Here is a 25,016-nt window from a genome sequence, read left to right on the forward strand (position 1 = left end):
ACAGAAATGTCAAAATAATCCTTTGAACAATCAATACCTGTTACCATCTTTGTATACCATTTTTGTGGATTACAGCAGCTCTTATCATAACTTATCAATCGTAAAAACAGGCTCCTGGCCTAATGAACTGTCCAAGTTTATGATAGGAATAAGAGAGGGGGATTAACATTGCGAAGGGTCTCTCAAGGACCAATGACGATTAAAAATCTTACTCCCTCTCTCGCTGTATCCTAAATGAAATACAAAATTATATTCTGTTTCTTTAATTCCTATAACTTCCCTACAAACTTACGATGACGTTAAATCACCTCAAACTTTTTCAGCGCGTTCCAGATCCCATCATCATCCACATCATCCGTCACATAATCTGAAATTTCCTTCACTTCCGGGTTTGCATTTCCCATCGCTACACCCACTTTCACATGCTTCAGCATGCTAATATCATTACCACCATCACCAAAGGCCATCGTTTCCTCCAATTCCACCCCAAAATGCTTACAAAAAATATCGATCCCTACTTTTTTGCTCAATCCTTTCGGATTCACATCCGCAAACAGGGGCGTCCAACGAGAAGATAGCGAGTTTGGCATCACCTTTTCCATAAATTCCTGTTCCTCCTCCGGACCCAGAAAAATATTGGTCTGCAATATACTTCCAGTATCTACGGTCTCCATATCCACCAATTTCGGAACTGGTAAATTCAAATGAGCATACATCCCCGCAATTTCCGGCGTAACATCATGTATGGTTATCTCTCTTTCCGACATGAAAGAAAAACTCAAAGCCTTTTCCTTTGCATAGGCCAATACCGATTCAATATCTCTCGCATCAATGGGCTCCCTGTACAATACCTCCAAATCCTTCGTTAAACAATACCCTCCATTGAAGGTGATATAACCATCAAAATCAAGATGTTTTACATGTTCAATACTATTGATGGACCTTCCAGTTGCCAGAATGGCCTTGATCCCTTTATCTTGCAACTCTTTAATGGCTTCAATGGTAGACTTAGGTACTTCATGGGTTTTGAAGCTAATCAATGTGCCGTCTATATCAAAAAAGACCGCTTTTATCTGTGGATTCTGCATATCCCAAAGATAGCTAATCCCACAACCTTTGCCTACTTATAATCATTCATTTTATTGTTAAAAATGCTATAACTATCTTTGGGACTTAATACATTTATATGAGCCCATTCGACCATTTTATCTCCTCATTTGATGAAGGGATAAAAAAACAGGATTTACAGAAACTAACCTTATCAAACTATAAAGGTCCGGAAAGCGAACTGAAGAACGTTTATATTAAATTGGTCCTGATCAAACGGGAACTGATGCTGTCTTTTGTTTACCGTTATAAAACGAAGGATGTCACAAAGAACTTTAATTCTTCCGATGCTTTAGCAACCATTTTAAATCTCACCGAATTTAAAGGCTTCCGGAATATCAGTCTGCAAAGGACAAATGAAATCCTCCATTTCCAAAGGAATAAGAAAGGGGATTGGATGGAGAGGAGAGAAAACGTGAAAGAAGAGACCTTTGTAAATCTATTGCACGATAAGCAGAAGGAAAGAAAAATTACTGATCTTTCCAAGCCATACCTTCAATCGCTCAACTTAACTGATGCTTCAGCTAAAGTCTATAAAAGTGCGCAGGACAAATGGAAACAGATCAACCATTATATCGAAATACTAAGTTCTTCCTTGGCAGAATTACCCAAAGATAAAAAGCTTAACATCGTAGATATGGGTGCGGGTAAGGGCTATTTGACTTTCGCGCTTTATGATTATTTAAAATCCAGTCTGCAGCAGGATGTGCTGGTAAATGGGGTGGAATTCCGTGAAGATCTGGTAGAATTCTGCAATCAGGTCGCTAAGGACAGTGCTTTTGATGACCTTCATTTCGTTCAAGGAACGATTGAGAATTATAAACCCGAAGAGAAGGTTGATGTTTTGATTGCGTTGCATGCCTGTGATACGGCTACAGATGATGCCATTTATAAGGGCCTGCAGGATGAATCGGCTTTGATTGTTGTTGCTCCATGTTGTCATAAACAAGTTCGTAGAGAATTGGAAAAGTTCAAGGCAAAAAATGAACTTGATTTTATGTTGAAATATGGGATATTTTTGGAGAGACATGCGGAAATGTTGACCGATAGCATTCGAGCCCTGGTATTGGAATATTATGGCTATGAAACCAGGGTCATGCAATTCATTTCCGATCAGCATACGCCTAAAAATGTGATGATCGTAGGCTTGAAAAAAGAGGTAAACCCCAATAAACAAACACAAATACGAGAGAAGTTAAAATCGATTCAGGAATATTTTGGAATTGGCTACCATCATTTGGTTCGATTATGTGGTTTAGATAGGTAATTCGGTCATAATTTCTATCTTTGTAATTCGAAAAAAAGAACATATGAGAATTTCATATAATTGGTTAAAAAACTTTATAGATATAAATAAAACTCCAGAGGAGTTATCCCTTATTCTTACTGATATTGGTCTTGAGGTGGAACTGTTAGAAGTGGAGCAAAGTATTCCAGGTGGTTTGGAAGGATTGGTTGTGGGCGAAGTAATTACTTGTGAACAACATCCCAATGCAGATAAATTGAGGGTTACCACGGTAAATGTCGGTGCAGAAGAGCTGTTGCACATCGTTTGCGGCGCGCCAAATGTGCGTAAAGGTTTGAAGGTAATTGTTGCTACGGTAGGAACCACCTGTCATCCGACCAACGGAGAACCTTTCAAAATCACGAAATCTAAGATCCGTGGCGAAGTTTCGGAAGGCATGTTATGTGGTGAGGATGAGATTGGTTTAGGTATTTCTCATGCGGGTATTGTAGAGCTGGATGAACATGCAGAAGTAGGTAGTTTAGTGAAGACCTATTTCAACATGGAGGACGATTATTGTTATGAGATCGGATTGACACCGAACCGTGCCGATGCGGCTTCTCATCTAGGAGTTGCCAGGGATTTGGCGGCTTACTTCAGATCGTCTACCAAGCCAGTGGATACTTCGGATTTTCAATCTTCAGATGCAACAGGAACCCTAGTGGAAGTCTTGTCTACGGAGGACGCACCAAGATATTCCGGTGTCAATATCAGTAATATCAAAGTAGGAGAGTCTCCAGAATGGTTAAGGACAAAACTACAGGCTATAGGCGTTCGTTCCATCAATAATATTGTAGATGTGACGAATTATATCCTTCATGATTTAGGTCAACCATTACATGCATTCGATGCGGATAAAATAGCTGGAAATAAAGTGGTTGTCCGAAGAGCTGTTGAAGGTGAATTATTCAAAACTTTAGATGGCGTAGAGCGTAAATTAGCTGCAGAAGATCTTGTGATCGCTGATGCGGAAAAACCGATGTGTATTGCAGGGGTGTTTGGTGGTGAGCATTCCGGAGTAACGGAAGGCACGACTTCCATCTTCTTGGAATCAGCCTATTTTAACCCCGTAAGCGTTCGTAAAACTTCTAAACGCCATAGTCTTAAAACAGATTCATCTTTCCGTTTTGAGCGTGGTACAAATCCGGATATTACTGTAGAAGCATTGAAAAAAGCGGCCATATTGATCGCTGAGGTAGCAGGCGGAACAGTTTCTTCTTCCGTTGTAGATATTTACCCTGAGCCTATAAAACCATTTGAATTCGCGGTGAATTACCGTCGTGTGCAACGCGTGATTGGAAAGGATATTCCTGCAGAAGAGATCAAATCCATCATTACGAGTTTAGGGATCGAAACAAAGAATGAAACATCGGAAGGTTTTGATGTATTGGTTCCAGCATTTAAAGTTGATGTTACCCGTGAAATCGATGTGGTAGAAGAAGTTTTACGTATCTATGGATATAACAATATTGAATTAAAATCGCAGATCAAAGCTTCGCTGAATACTTCGGAGAAACCGGATAAAGAAGTGCTATTGAATCAGGTTGCTGATTTCCTTATCGGAAATGGATACCGCGAAATCTTGAGCAATTCTTTAACCAAGTCCGATTATTTGGAAGATGATGCAACAGCAGTTCATCTGTTGAACCCCTTGAGTTCGGATTTGGATGTAATGCGTCAGAACCTATTGTTCTCGGCATTGACTGCGGTAGGGTATAACCAGAATCGGAAAAACGGAGACTTGAAAGTTTTCGAATACGGACGTTCCTATAACCTTTTGGATGGACAATATGTAGAGAAACAATTGTTCGGGTTGGCTATTGCCGGAAGAAAAGACGCGGAACAATGGAACAATGCAGGATCAAACGTTAGTTTCTACGACATCAAAGCAGCTGTAGATGGCATCATCAAGCGCTTAAAGGTGGAAGGGATTCGTGTAGAAGAATATGCCGGAAACTATTTTGATTTTGGTTTGAGTTATAGAAAAGGTGAGAAGGTATTGGTATCCTTCGGGTCGGTATCAAAAGCGAACCTGAAAAAGGCTGATGTGAGTGGACCTATCTATTTCGCCCAATTTGATTGGGATCTGCTGTTGAAGGTGATCAAGAAAAATCGGATTACCTATAAGGAGGTATCGAAATTCCCATCTGTGCGTAGAGATTTAGCCCTTTTATTGGATGATCAAGTCACTTTTGACCAATTACGTTTAATTGCGAATAAAACTGAACGTAAATTGTTAAAAGAGGTTCAGATCTTCGATGTGTACAAAGGGGATAAATTACCTGAGGGTAAGAAGTCTTACGCGTTAAGTTTTGTGCTTCAGGATGAGGAGAAAACGTTAACCGATAAACAGATTGATGGCATAATTCAAAAATTAATTATTAACTTTGAGAAAGAGGTTGGCGCATCAGTGCGTTAATTCAACATATAATTGCGAAATACTATGGCGTCTTTATCTTCACAAATGAATATTATCGTTGAGAAAACGAAAAACCTTATTCAATTAAGTGAAGCCCTGCAAGAGGAAAACGATCTATTAAAACTGGAAGTTCAATCATTGCAGGTAGCCTTCGAGACGAGTTCTGAAAAGGTTAAACAGCTGGAGGAAAAGGTTAAAGCTCTGACAGTTGCCAAATCCTTGGAGAATTCGGACGTGGATAAAGCCGCAATAAATGAAAAAATACTTGACACAAAACAAAAAATTAACGATTTTGTGCGAGAAATAGACAAATGTATAAGTCTTTTGAAGTAGGATAAGTAGGGTTAGGAAAGATTTATAACGTTATTAAGCTCAAAAAAACATGGGAGAAATTTCCATAAAAATAAATATCGCTGATCGAGTATACCCTTTACGTGTTGACACGGAAGAGGAAGAGGTTATTCGTCATGCAGCGAAATTAATAAACGAAAAAATAAAGGAACTGCAGGATAATTATGCAGTTCGTGATAAGCAAGACCTTTTGTCCATGTGTGTACTCCAGTATGCTACAGGGATGATCAAAGCTGAAAAGAGCGCTACGAGCCAAGATGTTGGTTTGGAACGCAGCATTCACGAATTGGATAACCTATTGACAGATTTCTTTAAGAAATAACGTTTGCGTTCTTATACATTAGAGCTTCTAACGACGAATTTGCCGCAATTAAATTCGGGTTGTCACTATTTTAAACTTAACGCTTCAATATCACGAGCAATTACAAAGATGTAGGCCATTTTGCGAAAGCCATCTAGGTCATGATCATACGCTCAAATCATGTGTAATCGAAGTTTAATAATACATGGTACCTGATTAATTTAATTGCGGTTTTTTTTTGGAAAATAATTGCTATTACATTAACATATAAATCAATAAAAATGGAGATATCAACTACTATATCAATAATAATTGCACTGGTTGTGGGTGTTTTTATTGGACGATATCTATTACAGATGTTGTTCAAGAAGCAGGAACAATCGGCGCAGGAAAAGGCTGCACAGATTATTAAGGATGCAGAACAGCAGGCAGAACATGTCAAGAAACAGCGTCAATTGGAAGCTAAGGAGAAATTCCTTCAATTGAAAGCTGAGCATGAAAAAGAAGTAAGTCAACGTAATAATACTGTTGCTCAAAAAGAGAATACCATCCGTCAGAAGGAACAATCCCTGAACCAGAAATTGGAGAACTTGAACCGCGAGAAACAGGATCTGGACGGTAAAGCTAAGAAGCTAGATCAATTGGTCGAGCTGAACGAAAAGAAAAAGGAAGAGGTTGAACTATTGAAAGGTCAACACATCAAGCAATTGGAAACCATTGCAGGTCTTTCAGCGGATGAAGCCAAGGAGCAATTGGTTACTTCCCTAAGAGAAGAAGCAAGGTCCCAAGCGATCATTCAGATCAAGGATATTGTGGATGAGGCGAAATTAACAGCGTCTAAAGAAGCTAAAAAAGTGGTTATCCAAACCATCCAACGGACAGCAACCGAAGCAGCAATCGAAAATACCGTATCGATCTTCAATATTGAAAACGATGAGATCAAAGGTCGTATCATTGGCCGTGAGGGAAGAAACATCCGTGCACTAGAAGCAGCAACAGGTGTGGAGATCATCGTTGATGATACGCCTGAGGCGATTATCCTTTCCGGATTTGATCCTGTACGTCGTGAGATTGCGAGATTATCCCTACACCGTTTGGTTACGGATGGTCGTATCCACCCAGCTCGTATCGAAGAGGTGGTTGCAAAAACCAGAACACAGATCGAAGATGAAATTGTGGAGATTGGTGAGCGTACCGTGATCGATTTAGGTATTCATGGTCTTCACCCAGAATTGATCCGTATGGTTGGAAGAATGCGTTATAGATCTTCTTACGGACAGAACCTATTGCAGCACTCCCGTGAGGTGGCAAACTTTGCGGCAACAATGGCGTCAGAGCTTGGATTGAATGTGAAACATGCAAAACGTGCTGGTCTATTACATGATATTGGTAAAGTGCCCGATGATAATCCAGAATTGCCTCACGCGATTTTAGGTATGCAGTTGGCAGAGAAATATAAGGAGCATCCTGATGTATGTAACGCCATCGGAGCGCACCACGATGAAATCGAAATGACATCGATGATCTCTCCAATCGTACAGGCATGTGATGCTATTTCCGGTGCTCGCCCAGGTGCACGACGTGAAGTAGTGGAAAGCTATATCAAACGATTGAAGGAATTGGAAGATTTAGCTTTATCTTATCCTGGAGTTGAAAAGACCTTTGCTATCCAGGCTGGTCGTGAATTACGTGTTGTAGTGGAAAGTGAGAAAGTATCCGATGCCCAAGCAGAGATTTTGGCGGCTGATCTTTCGAACCGCATCCAAACAGAAATGACCTATCCAGGACAGATTAAAGTAACAGTAATTCGTGAAACACGTTCTGTTTCCTACGCGAAATAATTAATTCAAAAATATCTTAAAAAGGCTTATCAATCGATAAGCCTTTTTTTGTTTAATTTATTTTGATTCAACATTAAAGTTTGATTAGAATATAAGTTCTTTTTTAAATTATGTATTAATATTTCTAATTTTACAGAAAATATTAGTTTATGCATATATTGTTGGTGGAAGATGACCATCGGATAAGTTCTTTCCTGATTAAGGGCTTGGAAGAATGTGGGTATATGGTTTCTTTATGTAAAAGCGCGGAAGATGTGATCAATGGTAATTACCTGGATCTACCCTTGGACATTATCATTTTAGATGTGATGCTGCCGGGAATGGATGGAATTCAATTTGTTCAGACCTTACGATATAAGGATAATTATACGCCTGTTTTGATGTTGAGTGCGCTCAATACGGTTCAGGACAAAGTGGCCTCACTGGATTATGGTGCTGATGATTACCTGACTAAACCTTTTCACTTTGATGAGCTTTTGTCACGGATTAATGCCTTGAGCAGAAGAAGGCAGACCCAATACCATGAGAAGGTTAAAAATCCTATTCTCGAATTTGGTAGTCTCAGCATCGATACAGAACAATACCAAGTCAACCTGCAAGGCAAACAGATTGATCTTTCACCTAAAGAATATAAACTGTTGATCTATCTGGTTGAGAATAGGAATAAAACAGTTGCCAGGATGCAGATATTGAATGCAGTCTGGGGAATAACGTTTGACAATCATACCAATGTGGTGGACGTATATATTTCCTATCTACGTAATAAGATTGAAATTGGTTCGCAGAAATTCATTTATACCGTAAAAGGCGTTGGGTATATGTTCAAATATGAGCTATGAAACTGAAACATAGATTATCTCTTTATTCTATCAGTATATTTTCGATCGTTTCTTTGTTACTCTCGGTATCGGTCTATTTTGCCTACTATTTTCAGATGGAAAAAATGGAGGAGCATTCGTTGGAAAATAAAACCTTATTGGCCGCTATCTATTATTTAGAGCAGGATGAATTGAGTATACTAGAACATGAAAATATTCAGCGCCAGATGCAAAGGACGATTTCAAGAAAGGATATCGCCGTGTTTGATAGCTTGAACATTAAATCAGCTGGAGATATGGTCTCACTTACCGATATACAGCCTTGGTTCTTGGATCAGGTTAAATCCAATGGAAAAGGGGATTTCAATACGGAATCTTATTTTTATCATGCAATCTATTACCACGATAACGAAGGTGATTTTGTGGTATTGGCCAGAAAAGCCAAAACGGAATTCAATGAACAGATGCATTCTTTACTACGGATCCTTTTAATCGCATTTCTGCTTGGATTGGTCATCATTTTCTTTTTTCCCAGGTATTTAGGGCATATTGCCTATCAGCCTATCATCAATATCATTAATCAGATCAAGGAAAGGGATACCAAGAATTTTGATCAGCCCATTAAATTGGAGAAATCCTATTCAGAAATCAATGATCTGGTGGATACCTATAACCATTTTGTAGATCGCATTGCTCAAACCTTCAATGTACAGAAGAATTTTATAGATTATGTATCGCATGAATTACGTACTCCGATCACGGCTATTTTAGGAACCCTGGAAGTGACCAATCAACGCGATCGTTCAACGGAAGAATATGCCGAAGCCATCCATCAATTGAAAATGTTGACCAATGACCTACAAGAAACCTTGGAACATATGATGCTCTTGTCAGGTGCTAAAACGAGCTTTGAATTCAAACAGGTCCGGATGGATGAAATCGTTTGGCAGGTTATAGAGAATGCCATTCTTTACCATAAAGCGAAGATAACGGTAGAAATGCATGTGCAGGATCCTAACGTATTACAATGGGAAGGCAATGACAAATTACTCGCCCTCGCCATCAACAACCTCCTGGAAAACGCCATCAAGTATTCGGATAATAAACCTATTCATGTGATGTTTCGGAAGGATGAGGGAAGACTACAGATCTGGATCATCGATCAGGGCATAGGGATACCTCAGGCGGATCTTGAACAGGTAAAGCAGAACTTTTTTCGGGCATCCAACACCAAAACCTATAACGGTAAGGGCATTGGACTTTCCATGGCCAATATTATATTTTCTTTACATCACATACAGATGCAGATTTGGAGTAACCGAATTGGTACACAGGTATTTCTGAAATTCTAATGGATTTCTAATGTAAACCCAAAATCGCCTTAATCTGCAAGCGATAAGTTTGCAGAAAACAAAAAAGGTGAAGAAAGTATTTTTAATTTCTCTTTTCTACTGCTGTTTTCAAAGCCTCTGGGCACAGACCTATACCCTGGAGGCATTGGAAAAAGCATTTCTGGAAAACAATCTATTACTATTGGCCGAAAGGTATGAAATTGATAGGGCAGAGGCTGCCATCATACAAGAGCGACTTTGGAGCAATCCATCACTAACCATAGACAATGTTAATCTATGGACCAATTCTACTTTTGAAAAGCAACCTTTATTGATCGGTAATTTCGGCAGAAACCAACAATTTGCCCTTGAATTGGAGCAATTGATCGAAACCGCCTCAAAAAGAAGAAAGCGCGTAAAAGTGAGGGAAAGTGAAAAGCTGAATCAAGAACTGGAAGTTGAAGCATTGCTGTTAAGCCTAAGATCGGAGTTGCGGAAAAATTACAAACAGCTTTTCTATACCAAGAAACAATCGACCATCTTAGCAGAAAGTATTGCTGCATATTCGGAATTAAAGGAAATCTATGCGAAGCAATCTGAAAAACAGTTGATCCCTGTCGCTTCTTTTTACCGCATCAATAGTGAATTGATCGGTTTACAAAAAGAAGCTTTAGCCTTGAAGGAAGAGGAGATCGCTTATTTTCATCAAATAGCTGTATTGACACAAATCCCCAATCTGCAACTAGAAGATGTTTATTTTTCGGAGGAACTGCCATCAATATTCCTAAAGTCAAATGAAGAGATCCTTAGCCTAGCTAAAGAACATAATCTTTCTTTAAGACTGAAAAAGTCGGATATCTCCATTCAGGAAAATGAATTGGCATTAGCAAAATCCAATAGGGTTCCTGACCTGAATTTCCTGCTTAATTATGAAAGAGGTGGGAATGTTATGCAGAATTTTGTAGGCATTGGATTGAAAATGGATATTCCCATATTCAATAGGAATACAGGAAATATACAGGGTGCCAGACATGCCCTACAAAGTTCGCAGAGAATGTATGAAGCAGAAAGGGTGGCATTGGAACATCAGATCCAGTCCTTATTACAGAAAATCGCCAACCTAAAGCAAGTTCTAGGAGGAATGGGGAAACCTGCGAAAACTTCAGTTACAGACTTATTAAGGAAGTTTAGCAATCAGCTGAACAATCAACAGATTACTTTATTGGAATATTTGGATTTTACCCAATCCTATAGGCAGTCCCAGATTGACCTTTTGGACTGGGAGGAAGAATACATGGTTTTATTGGAAGAATTAGATTTCTTAATGGGCACAGGACATTAATATATGAGAGCATTAACCATACTATCCACTTTTGGCGTTCTACTGATTTTTGGTTGCCAAACTGGGCATGAGGAAAAACAGACAGCAGCACCTATTGAACAGCGCTATTGTTTAAATGAGGCATTAAAAGAAAAAACTATCATCCAGGCTGTTGCTGAAGAGAATCTCATTGAACAGATTAGTTTGCCAGGCAAGATTGAATATAATGAAAACGATTTGGTGGTATTCAAAAGTCTGTTATCAGGTCTGGTAAGTGCCGTTAAATTTGAAATGGGAGACCGTGTTGTTAAAGGCCAGGTTTTGGCGGAAATAAAATCGACGGAAATTCAGTCTTTGGTCCAACAACGGAAATATCAAAAAAGTCAACTATCGCTTTTGCGTGACCAAATAGCTAATAAAAAGCAATTATTGGCTGATGGATTGGTGGCCAAACCGGAATTGCTGGAATTGGAGCATGCCTATGATGCCGCTCGGATAGAATTAGATAGGATCGATCAATCTTTGGCTATGTTCAGGGCTGCAGGCGAAGGTTCATTCCAATTATTGGCACCAAGGACAGGTTATGTTATCCAGAAAAATATTAATGTTGGACAATCCATTCATGCAGAGTCAGAGGCTTTATTTTCCATATCCAATCTAAATCAGGTTTGGGTAATGGTGAATGTTTTCGCCAGTAACCTGCGGCATATTCAGGTCGGCGATAGGGTTAAGGTCAAGAGTATTGCTTATCCCGATCAGATCTATCATGGGAAGATCGATAAGATTTTCAATGTATTCGATGATGATGAACATGTAATGAAAGCCAGGGTGGTATTGGATAATCCCAAATTGAACCTTAAGCCTGGTTTGAGTGCAGATATTATCATTGATAAACAAATTCCGGGAGATAAAGCCTATGCCATACCTAACAAGGCTGTGCTGTTTAATAACAATACCAATTATATTTTATTGTACCATGATGATTGCCATATAGAAGCAAAACAAGTGGAGGTGGTCTATAGCAATGAAGATTTTAGTTATATCAAAGAAAAATTGGCGGAAGGCTCCAAAGTGGTCAGTAGCAATGCTCTTTTGATATTTGAAGAAATAAACAATAGGCCATAATGAAGAAGTTTGTGCAACATATCGTGACGTTTTCGTTGCGGAATACCACTTTTATTTTATTTGCGACAATGGCATTATTGTTCGTCGGGATCTATGCCTTAAGGCATACAGCCATTGAGGCCTTTCCAGACGTAACGAATACCAGGGCAAGAATCATCACCCAATGGCCGGGGAGAAGTGCCGAAGAGATGGAGAAATTGGTGACCCTGCCAATTTCCAAGGAAATGAACAGCATCCCTAAGAAATCAACTATTCGATCCATCAGTCTTTTTGGTCTTTCGGTGGTTACTGTGCAGTTTGAAGATGGGGTGGATGATTTCTATGCCCAACAATATGTTTCCAATAAGATTTCGGGGGTCAACCTTCCGGTAGGGACCGAAGTGGAGATTGAGCCTCCTTCGGGTGCAACCGGGGAAATATTCCGTTATATGATCAAAAGTGATCTTCCGTTAAAGGAGGTTACGGCGATTCAGGATTGGGTGATCGAAAGGGAATTGTTAGCTGTGCCTGGAGTGGCCAATGTGATCAGTTTTGGAGGTGAAGAAAAGATCTATGAGATTAAAATCAATCCCACGGAATTGAAATCGTTCGATTTGACTCCATTGGATGTGTATGAAGCAGTCTCCAAATCCAATATCAATGTTGGTGGGGATGTGATTCAGCAAGGGGATCAAGCCTACGTGGTGCGTGGTGTTGGTCTATTGGATAAGATGGAGGATATCGGCAACATCACAGTGAAATTAAACGGTTCAACTCCGGTACTGATCAAGAATGTGGCTGAAGTTATTGTTTCGGGTAAACCTCGCCTGGGAAAGGTGGGTTTCAATGAACAAGATGATGTGGTAGAAGGTATCGTCGTGATGTTGCGTGGTGAAAACCCTTCGGAAGTTATTCAACACCTAAAGACCAAGATTGAGGAACTTAATAGCCGTACATTACCTTCGAACGTTCAGATCGAAACCATTGTTGATCGAACTGTTTTAGTCAATAATACGGTAAAAACCGTATCAAAGAATATCGTAGAAGGCGTTCTATTGGTGTCTTTGATCGTTTTTATCTTTTTGTATAACTGGAGGTCCACGGTCATTGTGGCATCAGTTATTCCATTGTCATTTCTTTTTGCAATTATAATGCTGAAGATCCAGGGCCTGCCTGCTAACTTAATTTCTACGGGATCCCTGGACTTCGGCTTATTATTGGAAGGAACATTAGTCATTGTGGAAACTGTTTTTGTGGCATTGGCTACCATGTCCCATCGGGTTGGGCCAGAACGTTTCGCCAAAATGAGCAAAATGGGGATAATCAAAAAAAGCGCTGGAAGTGTGGCATCCTATATTTTCTTTGCTCTGCTCATTCTTATTGTTGCTTTATTGCCAATTTTCTCTTTCCAAAAGGTGGAAGGAAAAATGTTTACCCCTTTGGCATTTACCTTAGGCTATGCCTTATTGGGTTCTTTGATACTCAGTCTGACCTATGTGCCGGCCATGTGTAAATTGTTGTTTACTAAAGGGATGAAGGAGCGGGAGAATTTTATCAGTCGATTTTTCAACAGGACTATTTATGGCTTGTACCGGATATCCATGAAGTACAAAGGATGGACACTAAGTTTATTTGTAGGGCTGCTGACTTTGTGTGGACTGAAATTTCTGAACTACGGTTCGGAATTCCTTCCTCAGCTGAACGAAGGTGCCATCTATATTCGAGCTACCTTGCCAAACAGCGTGAGCTTAGATGAATCCAGCAAGCTGACCAAAGAGATGAAAATTTTGATGCAGGATAGTTGTAAGGAAATAGATTTTATTTTAACCCAGACCGGACGTCCAAATGATGGAACTGATCCTACGGGATTCTTCAATATTGAATTCAATGTGCAGCTTAAGGAGCCGAAAGATTGGGCCCGTAACGTTTCAAAAGAAGATATTATTCAGGAACTACGGGATCTGTTGAATGTATATCCAGGTATTACCTTCGGATTTAGTCAGCCGATACAGGATAATGTGGAGGAATATGTTGCAGGAGTGAAGAGTTCATTGGTGATCAAGATTTTTGGAGATGACCTCTATCGTTTGGAGGATTATGCTACGCAGGTGGCGGAGCAGATCGGCAAGGTTCGAGGCGTCACGGATATCAATGTTTACAAAAATATTGGTCTTCCGGAATTGAGGATACAATTGCATGATTCTAAAATGGCTAAATATGGTGTGTTTACCTCGGATGTGCAAGCGGTAGTTTCCATGACCATCGGTGGTCAGGCGGTGACCAAATTTTATGAAAAGGATAGGCAGTTTGATGTGGTATTGCGTTTCAGCAAGGAATATCGGGATACGCCGCAAAAAATTGGCAATATCCTGATTCCTACAAGTAGTGGGCAAAGTGTTCCTTTGCAGGAATTGGCTACCATTGGCTATGTTACTGGTCCTGCTTTTATCTATAGAGAAGGGAATAGCCGGTACATAGGCGTTGGATTCAGTATTGCGGGGAGAGATTTGGGAAGTACGATCGAGGAAGCCAGGGCATTGGTTGATAAAGAGGTGAAGCTGCCCAAAGAGAATTATATGGAATGGGCAGGGGAATTTGAGAGTAAAGAACGGGCAACGAAACAATTGATGACGGTTATTCCGATTTCATTGGCCTTGATCTTACTGCTGTTGTACAGTAATTTCGGCAACATGAAAGATACCATTATCGCTGCAACCACTATTCCATTTGCTTTTATTGGTGGTTTTCTATCCTTATGGGCAACGGGGACTGTTTTTGGTATTTCAGCTGGTATTGGGCTCATCATCCTGTTCGGTGTGAATACCATCAACGGTATTATTCTGATTGCGGTCATGAGGGAAAACATGAAGAAAATGAAGCTGATGGAGGCGATTCAAGAAGGGGTAAAAAGTAGGATCCGTTCCATTGTGATGATTGCTTTAATGGGTGCTGTAGGTCTATTACCTGCCGCCATGTCTACGGGAATGGGGTCTGAAATCCAGAAGCCACTTGCTATTATGATCGTAGGTGGACTGTTGATCTGTTTGCTGTTGTCCTTTGCAGTACTACCGGTATTGTTTTATTATGCCTATAAGGATAGCAAAAACAGGCAATAATCCTTACCTTTGCGCTATGAACAAAAAGGATAAAAAGACTTTGCAAAAACCTAAATTTTCAAGACCGGTTGAAAAGCATTTTTATGAACTGGATCAGGCATATGGTACATCCAATTTAGGTTTCATAGCCTTGTTTTTATCCTTGTCATTTTTCGGGATTATGGGGTTGATCTGGATGATTCCATTTCCACAACTTGCTTTTTTGGTTAAAATGAATGCCCATACCTTCTTGAACTGGGGATCATTTTTCATTGCCATTGTCATCTATTGCTACCTGAAATTGGCGCCCACCTTATCTTATGTTGTTTTGTTCTGCATTGGTATCATGAGTTTCTTCATTGTCCAATTGGAATATGTGGAAAGAGATGGTGGACCGACAGTGGTTTTGGTATGTAGTATCCTTGCTTTGATTGGTTTGATAGGCTTATTCCTTGTTTCAAAAAAGAGTGGTAAAGGTAATTTTGTCCAACTTTTAACGATTGGTCCGATTTGGTTATGGTCTAAAGTGTTTGACCGTTTGAAGTGGAAATATTAATACGTTGCTTCCATAAATCCTTTATAAAAAATTATTATTTTTAGATCTTAAACTTATTTATGAAAGATCTAAAATATCCTTTACATTTTCAATTTAAAGTAACCAGTTTTGCCAATGATTTTGTGGCAAAAGATGCCGAAGGCAGAACTATTTTCTACGTAAGGGAAAAGATTTTCTCTTGGCGGGACCATATCATGGTTTATCGCGATGAATCAAAATCGGAATTGGTCTATGAACTTATCTCCAATAAATTAATTGATTTTCAACAGACATTTACCATCAAGAATGCAGAAGGTAAAGTGGTGGGAAAAGCTAGGCGTAAAACGATTAGATCCTTATGGAGATCCACCTTCAATCTGATGGATGCAGAAGATGTACATGATCATACCATTAAAGAAAAAAATCCTTGGACAAAGTTCTGGGACGGGCTTTTCGGTGAGCTGCCAATAATCGGCATGTTATCCGGGTATATTTTTAATCCTTCCTATATCTTGCGGAATGATCTGGATGAACCCATGTTTGAGATCCGTAAGGAAGCTTCTTTTTTCGGCAGAAAGTTCTCAGTCGTGAAAATCACGGATAAAGAGGTGGATGAGGAACGATTTGTGCTTAGTTTGATGTTGATGGTGTTGATGGTAAGGAGCAACGGATAATTAAATTCGAAGGATATAAAAAAGGGGCAATGTTTTAGTCATTGCCCCTTTTTTTATTTTTTTATGGAATATACCAGTTGAATTCCTGAATGATCTGGTGCAGGATATTCCCTGACAAATTGGGCATTGATTTTTTCCAAGGCTTTTTGAGATCGGAGATTTCCTTTTCTGACATGGAAAAATACTTCATCTAATGTTTCAAAAGCAAAATTCATCATCAATTGTTTAATGGATTGGTTGTATTTACCACCCCAATAGTTTTTCGCTAAGAACGTATAACCGATGGCAACCGATTTTTGGTCCGCGTTATAATCGTAAAAGGAAGTTCCGCCTATCACACGTTCTGTCTCATTATCCACAATGAGATAGGCAATATCATTCTGTAGAAGCTTTTGAAAGTATTTCGTGAACCCAAGAGGGGTATAGCGCATATTATCAGGATGTTGTTCCCAAATTTCGGGGTCAGATGCTGCTGCGTATAGCCATTCGAAATCTTCTTTGATCAGCGGGATCAATTTGACTAAATCATTGCTTAAAGTCTTTCTTTCCAACATAAAACTATTTGATTATGCGTTTGATTTTATTTGATTTCTTGATCCATTTATGCACAGCATCATAATCCTCGCTTTCAATTTTATCATAGATATGCTGCAGTTGTTTGATGTGCTCCTCCAGTACCTCCAGCACATTGCTGCGGTTCTGTTTAAAAATGGGAGTCCACATCTCGGGAGAAGATTTGGCCAAACGTACGGTAGATTGAAAACCTGAACCTGCCAATTCAAAGATTCTTCCTTGGGATTTTTCTTTTTCCAGAACGGTCAAGGCTAAAGCAAAGGAAGTCAAATGGGAGATATGGGATACATAGGCCGTATGCATATCATGCTCATCGGCTGTCATGAACGATGTTTTCATCTCCAATTGTTCCGTAATGCTGTCTGCCAGTTCAAAGGCATCTTCATCCGATTTAAAAGCCTCCACATAGACCATCATCTTATCCTTGAACAGATTTGGAATGGCCGCTTCTGGACCGGAATATTCCGTTCCGGCCATTGGGTGTGCTGCTACATAACGGCCGCGTTTCGGATGATCACTGATCAGATTCAGGATATTGGTCTTCGTGGAGCCCATATCAATGATAACCTGATCCGTCACCTTATCCAAAATCTGGGGGAGGAGCACCATGATGGCATCCACAGGAATGGTCAATATGATGACTTTACAATTAGCTAATGCATCTTCCAACGATCGGAATTCATCCACCAGCGCTAATTGTAATGCTTTTTTCTGATTGGTTTCGCTTTTATCTACCCCGATGAGGTTTTCGCAAAACTGGGTTTCTTTTAGTCGGATGCCTATTGAACCTCCAATTAGACCAACTCCGACAATTGCTATATTCATTATTTATAATCCTAAAGATTCTTTTATTCGATTAATTGCCAATTCGTAAACAGCTGTTTGTGCACATAAGCTGATACGGATATATTGTTCTCCGGCAGATCCGAAGATGCCTCCAGGTGTTATAAAAACATGGGCTTTATAAAGGATATCATCTGCCAATTGATAAGAATCCTGATAAGTTGCTGGTATTTTCGCCCAAACAAACAAACCTACTTGATTTGGGTCGTATTTGCAATTCAATAAATCCATTAGTTCGAATACTTTAACCCTTCGCAGCTTATATTCTTCGTTAAGTTGGGTGTACCATGATTTATCTAAGCTCAGGGCTTTTGCAGCAGCCATCTGTAATGGATAGAACGTTCCTGAATCCATATTGCTCTTGAAACGCAGGATTTCTCCAATGCGCTGTTCATTGGCGATCAACATACCGATTCGCCATCCGGCCATATTAGAGGATTTGCTCAAGGAATTGAGCTCGATGGCTGTTTCCATCGCGCCTTCCACTGCCATGATACTCTGTGGATGTTCATTAAGGATGAAACTGTAAGGATTATCATGGCAGATCAGGATGTTGTGCTTTTTACCAAAAGCAATGATTCTTTCGAAAAAATTGCTGTTTGCTAAGGTTCCTGTTGGCATGTGTGGGTAATTGATCCACATCAGTTTTACATCTTGCAGATCCGATTGTTCCAATTCTTCCAGATCAGGCAGCCAATTATTATCAGCGGATAGTTCGTAAGGTACGATGGTTGCTCCGGAAATACGTACTGCACTGGCATACGCAGGGTAACCAGGATTGGGGATCAATGCCTTATCACCTTCTTGAAGATAGGTCATACAGATATGGACAATCCCTTCCTTAGATCCGATCAACGGAAGGATTTCGGTATTTGGATTTAGCTCAACTTGATAATATCGACGATACCAATCAGCCATGGCTTGTCTTAGGACAGGGATGCCTTTGTAACTTTGATAGCCATGTGTGTTTGGTAATGCGGCCTGCTCCTGAAGGGTTTTGATCACTTCTGGATGTGGAGGTAGGTCCGGACTTCCGATACCTAAGTTGATGACCTGGGCACCGTTCTTGTTCATTTCATCGATCTCTCTCAACTTCTTCGAAAAGTAATATTCTTCCGTAAGTTGAAGTCGTTTTGCTACTTCAATTTCCATTATTCCTTATTTGGCGTTAAAATTATAAAAAGTTCCCGTGTTTACTTCAATATTCTTAAAGAATATAATCTTCCGATGCTATAAATGGAATTTTCGAGAATCTTAAATATTACATTGAGGTGTTTTGAGGTTAAAATTTACTAATAGTAAAAAATTAATAAAGTATTGGTTGTTTTTGACCAAATTTTACTCTTATCCTTTGAATTTTCATTGCAATAATTTTAAGGTTTGAATTGCTGTCATTTACTCTAAAATGGTATTTAAACTATTCTAATCACGCTTATTTGGCCATTTTCACCTAGGAATAGCTGAATTTTCATTCTAATCAATGTGATTATTGAGAAATAATCAATAACTTATAATAGATGGAAAAACACGAAAAACGGAAAATTTAATTTCTATTAACCGTAATGTAAGTGTTAAATTAATAAGTGTACTATTGATATACAATTTTAATTATTAAATTAGATTTATAATTAAAAACATTTCAATTCTAAAGGATTATATGAAGATTACAGAACTGTCAGGAGTAAAAGAAATTGCTCGACGCGCCGATGTGTCGATTGCGACGGTGGATAGAGTATTACATAACCGTTTGGGTGTAGCTCAGAAAACGAAAGAGAAGATTTTGAATATTATTAAAGAGATGGATTATAAGCCCAATATCCTGGCAAAGCGATTGGCCTCCAAAAGGGTGTACAAGTTTGGCATCCTGATTCCGAATGACCATAATAAAGCTGGATATTGGAAGGCTCCGATCACCGGAATTGAATCCGCTTATTCTGAATTTGGTGAGTTTGGGGTGGAATTGAGCTATTATTTATTCGATAAAGAGGATCGTAAGAATTTTGTGGAAATGTACGATGTGATCTTTGAGCAGCCGGTAGATGGAATCATTCTTGCCCCCATCTTTTTAAAGGAATCTATGGATTTCGCTATCAAATGTTTAGAAAATAGAGTACAGTATGTTTTTATCGAAACTAATATCCCTGCTGCTCGAGCATTAAGCTATATTGGTGCTGATCTTTATCAATCAGGTAGGGTAGTGGGTAATATTTGCCAATATCTATTAGAGGAAAAGGATAATGTCCTGGTTATAAATATTGCCAAAAATGTAGATTCTGCAGAACACCTGGAAAAGCGATATGAGGGGTTTAAGGATTTCATGCTGGAAACCTTTAAAAAGATTAATATCACCAATATCAGCCTAGAATCTGATAATGCGGAAATCCTGAATTATGAGTTGGATAAATTATTAAAGAAAAGGGATGTGCGATTGATTTTTGTTACGAATGGACGGGTTCACTTAGTAGCTGAATATATCCGTAAGCATAAATTGAAGAATGTAAAGCTGGTGGGGTACAATTATACCATTCAGAATATTGAATACTTAAAATCTGGTCATATCGATTTTCTGATTTGCCAAAAGCCTATCGAACAAGGATATCGGGCATTTGTAGCTTTATATGAGCATTTTATTGCCAAGCGAAAAGTTAATAATGTGCAATATATGCCTATTGATATTCTGACCAAAGAAAACTACATGTATTATGAATATTAAAATCATTTTTCCAGGTGGTCTTTATTTTATTTGACAGCAGAATGCAACATTTTTGAACGAAAGGATGGTAAAATCAAGTAAGGTTGCAAAAATTAGTACATTTGTAATCTTAGTTTTTTAAATGAAAACATATTTTAGACTACTTTCGTTTGCCAAACCAATAGAGAAATATGCCATCCCATATATCATATGTACATTGATAATGGTGGTGTTCAGTACCTTAAACCTTGCTCTATTGGCGCCCTTGCTGCAAATCCTTTTTAATTCTCAAGATACCGTACCGGAGGCTATGGTCATGCCGAAGGGATTAAACTTATTGGACTATTTTAACTACTATGCGAATTACTTGTATATCAATTATGGTGCATATGGAGCTTTGAAATATACCTGTGTGGTCATCGTAATATCTGTTTTCATCAGTAATCTATTTAGGTACCTTTCCCAAAGGATCATGGAGAATCTACGGATTCATACCTTATTGAACCTTCGAAAGTCGGTTTTCGATAATGTCATGAACTTACACTTGGGCTATTTTACCAACCAAAGGAAGGGGGATATCATCTCTAAAGTGGCCTCCGATGTGCAGGTTGTGCAATTTTCGGTAACCGGAACTCTTCAAGTGGTGTTCAAGGAGCCCCTGCAATTGATCGCTTACTTGGTTGCCCTATTTATGCTTTCGGTGAAATTGACCTTGTTTTCTTTATTGGTTATTCCGGTTTCCGCATTTTTCATCTCTAGGATTGTTAAAACGCTAAAACAGCAAGCGCAAGAAGGTCAGCGTACCTATGCGAATATGATCACTTACTTGGAAGAATCCCTTTCAGGTATTAAGATCATCAAATCATTTAATGCTGCGGGATACATCAAAAATAAATTCAATAATGAGAATGATAACTATGCCAAGGTGAACAGAAGGATGGTCAGAAGACAACAAATGGGCTCCCCTGTTTCCGAGCTGCTAGGCGTTTGTATGGTTGCTATTATTCTTTTATATGGCGGTAGTTTGGTTCTGACCGGACAAGGCGATCTTTCAGCTGCTGGGTTTATTACGTATATAGGGATTTTTTCACAGATCATGCGTCCAGCAAAAGCATTGACGGATGCTTTTACCAACATCCACAACGGTATTGCCGCTGGAGAACGGGTGTTGCAGTTGATCGATGAGAAGAACCAAGTTGCTGATAAACCTGATGCAAAAGTGATTCATTCTTTTGAAAATAGTATAAAATTTGAACAGGTTGGATTCGCTTACGAAGAGAACCAAGTTCTAAAAGATATCAATCTTGATATTCAAAAGGGTCAAACCTTAGCTCTTGTAGGACCATCCGGTGGGGGTAAGTCGACTTTGGTGGATTTAATCCCAAGGTTTATGGATCCTACTTCAGGAACCGTAAAGATTGATGGTCAGGATTTGCGTGATTTGGATCAGGAATCCTTGAGGCAATTGATTGGGGTTGTCAACCAGGAGTCCATCCTTTTTAACGACACGATCTTTAACAATATCGCTTTTGCTAATGAATCGGCAACCAAGGAGCAAGTGATTCAAGCGGCCAAAATAGCTAATGCCCATGAATTTATTATGGGTACAGAATTGGGTTACCTCACGAATATTGGAGACAGGGGCTCGAAATTATCAGGTGGGCAACGCCAAAGAATCTGTATCGCGAGGGCAGTACTTAAAAATCCTCCAATTATGTTGTTGGATGAGGCTACATCTGCTTTGGATACCGAATCTGAACGTCTGGTACAGGAATCTCTTTATAAACTGATGGAAAATAGAACCACGGTAGTGATTGCCCATCGTTTAAGTACGATTCAGAATGCGGACAAAATTGTGGTGTTGGAAGATGGTCGAATCGTGGAGGTTGGGTCACATATGGAGCTCATTGGGAAGAATGGTCTATACAAGCGATTGATCGATATGCAGCAATTCGCTGAGGGATAAGCGCTTAAGGGATTAGCCATTTAAAGCTAGTTTTCATAACTTTGTATATTAGGAGAGCGTCATGGAAACAACACAAAAATTAGCGTTTTTATTAAACGATAAGAACATATCACACGAACTAAAACAGATTGCTCAGAAGGTGCTCAATGAAGAGCGAATTACCTTTGATGAAGGCGTCTATTTATACGAACATGCTGAATTGGGATATTTGGGCGTTTTGGCCAATTATATCCGCGAGAAAAAGCATGGCGATATCACCTATTTCAACCGTAACTTTCATATCGAACCTACTAATGTATGTGTTTATGATTGTAAATTCTGTTCTTATTCCAGGATGATTAAGAACCGTGATGATGGTTGGGAAATGGATGTAGACGGGATGATGGACATTGTGAAGAAATATGACAATGAACCAGTTACTGAAGTACATATTACTGGTGGTGTTGTTCCGAAACAGAACCTGGAATTCTATGCCGAATTCTTTAAGCGTTGCAAGGAACATCGTCCAGACTTACATATAAAAGGATTAACACCGGTAGAATATTACTATATCTTCAAAAAGGCGAAATTAAGCCATTATGAGGGTATGAAATACCTGCAATCCTGTGGGTTGGATTCCATGCCAGGTGGCGGGGCGGAAATATTCCATCCCGAGGTAAGAGAAAAGATTGCTCATGATAAATGTACAGCCGAGCAATGGTTGGATATCCATGAGCAAGCGCATAAATTAGGTATGAATACCAATGCGACCATGCTTTATGGTCATATTGAAGAGTTTTGGCATCGTGTTGATCATATGGAACGCCTCCGTCAATTGCAGGACAAAACGGGTGGATTCCAGACCTTCATTCCATTGAAATTCCGAAATAAGGATAATCAGATGTCGGATGTGCCTGAAGTTTCCGTTATTGAAGATTTAAGGAATTACGCCATTGCCAGGATCTATATGGATAATTTCCCGCATATCAAGGCGTATTGGGCGATGATTTCAAGGAATACTGCTCAGATGTCCTTGAGTTTTGGGGTTGATGATATCGATGGGACCTTGGATGATACCACCAAGATCTATAGCATGGCAGGAGCTGAAGAGCAGAATCCGGCTATGTCTACCAAGGAACTGGTTGAGTTGATCAAAAACGTGGGACGTCATCCGATCGAAAGGGATACCTTATACCATGTGGTTACAGACTACAAGGATGTTGTCTTTGAAGATGAAAATCCAAAAAAACAATATTACGCCTTACCTGTAGTTAATTCATAGAAAGGAAAAAATTGAAGAAAACATTTTATTTTATCCGTCATGGACAAACGGACCTTAACCTAAAAGGCATTGTGCAGGGGAGAGGGGTGAATAGTCCACTGAATGATAATGGAATAAAACAAGCACAGGCTTTTTACGAAGCTTATAAACATGTGCCCTTTGATAAAATTTACGTTTCTACCTTACTGCGGACCCATCAGACCGTAGAGCCATTTTTAGCACATGGCATTCCATCGGAAGAACTTGTTGGATTGGATGAGATCAGTTGGGGAATTTATGAAGGGCAGGAGCAGACTCCAGAGATCATGACCGGTTTTGAAAAGGTGGTGAACTCTTGGCGGAATAATGATCTTGATTTAGCAATTGACCAAGGAGAATCCCCAAACACTTTGGTAGAAAGACAAAGGGAAGCTGTAGAATACATGTTGGCTCAAGAAGATGAAGAAAACGTCTTGGTTTGTATGCATGGAAGAGCCCTGCGGATTATGCTATGCCATTTGACGGAAGTTCCAGTATGCCAGATGGATGATTTTCCTCATACCAATACCGCACTATACATTTTAGAATATCATAATAATCAATTCAACATTATTGATTATTACAATACATCCCATTTATCAGCATTATAAGATGGAGAAAATTAAAGTTTCTGCAGTTTCTTATACCAATACACTGCCTTTTTTGCAGGGAATTAAGGAATCAGAAGTGATCGAAGAAATTGATCTGATGTTGGATTATCCTAGCGAATGTGCTAGAAAAGTGTTAGAAAATGAAGCAGATATGGGAATCATTCCCATAGCGGCAATCAGCAAAATGGACACCTATTACCTGGTTGGAGATTATTGCATCGGCAGCAAGGATTATGTGGATTCTGTTTTTATATTTTCAAATAAGCCCATAGAAGAGGTTGATACCTTACTATTGGATAAGCAATCTCGTACATCCAATGGTTTGGCTCAGATTCTTTTGAAGCGTTATTGGAAAAGGGACGTAGAAATCGTTTCGGAAGGCGAGGCTGATGCCTTTGTTTTAATTGGCGACCGAACTTTTGGAAAAAAATCCACTGTTCCTTATGTGTATGATCTGGGGCACTTTTGGAAGGAACTAACTGGTCTTCCTTTTGCTTTTGCAGCGTGGGTTGCGAATAAGAAGCTTCCGGATGAGTTCTTGAGGAAGTTCAATGAAGCTTTAAAAGATGGGGTTTCGAGACCTTCAGATGTGATTCCAGGATTGCCTGAAATACCTGGTTTTGATTACGAATATTACCTGAACGAGAGTCTAGATTATCATTTGACAGAGGAAAAAAGAAAGGCAATAGATTTGTACTTGAAATGGTATAAGGAGTTATAGTAGCATCGTCGGAGGATCTATTTGTTTACCGCTTTTAGATTTATTCTTTTCAAATTTATACTTCCATACGGACTTACAGATCCTTCGACTAAGCTCAGGATGACAATCCCTGTGCTCAAAATGTTAAAGCCTATGCTAAGGATGACAGT

21 protein-coding genes are annotated in these 25,016 nt (G+C 39.3%); 17 read left to right on the forward strand and 4 right to left on the reverse strand.

Annotated elements, in window-relative coordinates; translation table 11 throughout:
• Positions 1-299: 299 nt before the first annotated feature.
• The gene (locus CRJ00_RS04020) at positions 300-1,088 is read right to left on the reverse strand and encodes a Cof-type HAD-IIB family hydrolase (RefSeq protein WP_099365598.1); all 789 of its coding nucleotides are present in this window, start codon (positions 1,086-1,088) and stop codon (positions 300-302) included.
• Between the two features lie 98 nt (positions 1,089-1,186).
• On the opposite strand from CRJ00_RS04020, the gene CRJ00_RS04025 reads away from it, so the two are divergent.
• The 12 genes from CRJ00_RS04025 (at position 1,187) to CRJ00_RS04080 (ending at position 16,182) form a co-directional block, all read left to right on the forward strand.
• Positions 1,187-2,374, forward strand: a complete 1,188-nt coding sequence (locus CRJ00_RS04025) for a class I SAM-dependent methyltransferase (protein WP_099365599.1) — start codon at positions 1,187-1,189, stop codon at positions 2,372-2,374.
• A 43-nt stretch (positions 2,375-2,417) separates the two neighbouring features.
• Positions 2,418-4,811 carry a phenylalanine--tRNA ligase subunit beta gene (pheT, locus tag CRJ00_RS04030; protein ID WP_099365600.1) on the forward strand — a complete coding sequence of 798 codons (2,394 nt, stop codon included), beginning with the start codon at positions 2,418-2,420 and terminating at the stop codon, positions 4,809-4,811.
• A gap of 24 nt (positions 4,812-4,835) precedes the next feature.
• A complete protein-coding gene (locus CRJ00_RS04035; RefSeq protein ID WP_099365601.1) occupies positions 4,836-5,144 on the forward strand; it encodes a hypothetical protein in 309 nt (102 codons plus the stop codon).
• Between the two features lie 49 nt (positions 5,145-5,193).
• On the forward strand, positions 5,194-5,484 hold the full coding sequence (locus CRJ00_RS04040; protein WP_099365602.1) for a cell division protein ZapA: 291 nt from the start codon (positions 5,194-5,196) through the stop codon (positions 5,482-5,484).
• Positions 5,485-5,744: 260 nt separating this feature from the next.
• The gene (gene rny / locus CRJ00_RS04045) at positions 5,745-7,304 is read left to right on the forward strand and encodes a ribonuclease Y (RefSeq protein WP_099365603.1); all 1,560 of its coding nucleotides are present in this window, start codon (positions 5,745-5,747) and stop codon (positions 7,302-7,304) included.
• Positions 7,305-7,453: 149 nt separating this feature from the next.
• A complete protein-coding gene (locus tag CRJ00_RS04050; protein ID WP_099365604.1) occupies positions 7,454-8,143 on the forward strand; it encodes a response regulator transcription factor in 690 nt (229 codons plus the stop codon).
• Positions 8,140-9,474, forward strand: coding sequence for a sensor histidine kinase (locus tag CRJ00_RS04055; protein ID WP_218962178.1), 1,335 nt, complete (start codon positions 8,140-8,142; stop codon positions 9,472-9,474). The genes CRJ00_RS04050 and CRJ00_RS04055 overlap by 4 nt, the downstream gene beginning before the upstream one ends.
• Before the next feature lie 67 nt (positions 9,475-9,541).
• The gene (locus CRJ00_RS04060) at positions 9,542-10,795 is read left to right on the forward strand and encodes a TolC family protein (RefSeq protein ID WP_144038096.1); all 1,254 of its coding nucleotides are present in this window, start codon (positions 9,542-9,544) and stop codon (positions 10,793-10,795) included.
• Positions 10,796-10,798: 3 nt separating this feature from the next.
• Positions 10,799-11,899, forward strand: a complete 1,101-nt coding sequence (locus CRJ00_RS04065) for an efflux RND transporter periplasmic adaptor subunit (RefSeq protein ID WP_099365606.1) — start codon at positions 10,799-10,801, stop codon at positions 11,897-11,899.
• A complete protein-coding gene (locus CRJ00_RS04070) occupies positions 11,899-14,994 on the forward strand; it encodes an efflux RND transporter permease subunit (RefSeq protein WP_099365607.1) in 3,096 nt (1,031 codons plus the stop codon). Before CRJ00_RS04065 ends, CRJ00_RS04070 begins: the two co-directional genes overlap by 1 nt.
• Before the next feature lie 16 nt (positions 14,995-15,010).
• Entirely contained in the window at positions 15,011-15,529 is a 519-nt protein-coding gene (locus CRJ00_RS04075) for a hypothetical protein (protein ID WP_144038097.1), read from the forward strand.
• 59 nt (positions 15,530-15,588) lie between these two features.
• Complete coding sequence (locus CRJ00_RS04080) at positions 15,589-16,182, forward strand: hypothetical protein (RefSeq protein ID WP_099365609.1); 594 nt, start codon at positions 15,589-15,591, stop codon at positions 16,180-16,182.
• A 53-nt stretch (positions 16,183-16,235) separates the two neighbouring features.
• Here the strand turns inward: CRJ00_RS04080 and CRJ00_RS04085 are convergent, their stop codons facing one another.
• From CRJ00_RS04085 to CRJ00_RS04095, 3 genes are read right to left on the reverse strand one after another with little or no spacing between them, the layout of a single operon-like run.
• Positions 16,236-16,736 (reverse strand): GNAT family N-acetyltransferase, encoded by a 501-nt coding sequence (locus tag CRJ00_RS04085; protein WP_099365610.1) that lies wholly within the window; start codon positions 16,734-16,736, stop codon positions 16,236-16,238.
• A gap of 4 nt (positions 16,737-16,740) precedes the next feature.
• A complete protein-coding gene (locus tag CRJ00_RS04090) occupies positions 16,741-17,580 on the reverse strand; it encodes a prephenate dehydrogenase (protein ID WP_099365611.1) in 840 nt (279 codons plus the stop codon).
• Between the two features lie 3 nt (positions 17,581-17,583).
• The gene (locus CRJ00_RS04095) at positions 17,584-18,750 is read right to left on the reverse strand and encodes a pyridoxal phosphate-dependent aminotransferase (RefSeq protein WP_099365612.1); all 1,167 of its coding nucleotides are present in this window, start codon (positions 18,748-18,750) and stop codon (positions 17,584-17,586) included.
• A 505-nt stretch (positions 18,751-19,255) separates the two neighbouring features.
• Between CRJ00_RS04095 and CRJ00_RS04100 the strand changes: the two genes are divergently transcribed.
• The 5 genes from CRJ00_RS04100 to CRJ00_RS04120 all read left to right on the forward strand — a co-directional run bounded on the left by CRJ00_RS04100 (position 19,256) and on the right by CRJ00_RS04120 (position 24,867).
• Positions 19,256-20,311, forward strand: a complete 1,056-nt coding sequence (locus CRJ00_RS04100) for a substrate-binding domain-containing protein (protein WP_099365613.1) — start codon at positions 19,256-19,258, stop codon at positions 20,309-20,311.
• A 121-nt stretch (positions 20,312-20,432) separates the two neighbouring features.
• Positions 20,433-22,256 (forward strand): ABC transporter ATP-binding protein, encoded by a 1,824-nt coding sequence (locus tag CRJ00_RS04105; RefSeq protein ID WP_099365614.1) that lies wholly within the window; start codon positions 20,433-20,435, stop codon positions 22,254-22,256.
• Between the two features lie 61 nt (positions 22,257-22,317).
• Complete coding sequence (gene mqnE, locus CRJ00_RS04110; RefSeq protein ID WP_099365615.1) at positions 22,318-23,517, forward strand: aminofutalosine synthase MqnE; 1,200 nt, start codon at positions 22,318-22,320, stop codon at positions 23,515-23,517.
• 11 nt (positions 23,518-23,528) lie between these two features.
• Positions 23,529-24,146 carry a histidine phosphatase family protein gene (locus tag CRJ00_RS04115; protein WP_099365616.1) on the forward strand — a complete coding sequence of 206 codons (618 nt, stop codon included), beginning with the start codon at positions 23,529-23,531 and terminating at the stop codon, positions 24,144-24,146.
• A 1-nt stretch (position 24,147) separates the two neighbouring features.
• Positions 24,148-24,867, forward strand: coding sequence for a menaquinone biosynthetic enzyme MqnA/MqnD family protein (locus CRJ00_RS04120; protein WP_099365617.1), 720 nt, complete (start codon positions 24,148-24,150; stop codon positions 24,865-24,867).
• Positions 24,868-25,016: the final 149 nt, after the last annotated feature.

The organism is Sphingobacterium sp. 1.A.4 (assembly GCF_002734245.1).
Lineage (GTDB): Bacteria > Bacteroidota > Bacteroidia > Sphingobacteriales > Sphingobacteriaceae > Sphingobacterium > Sphingobacterium tenebrionis.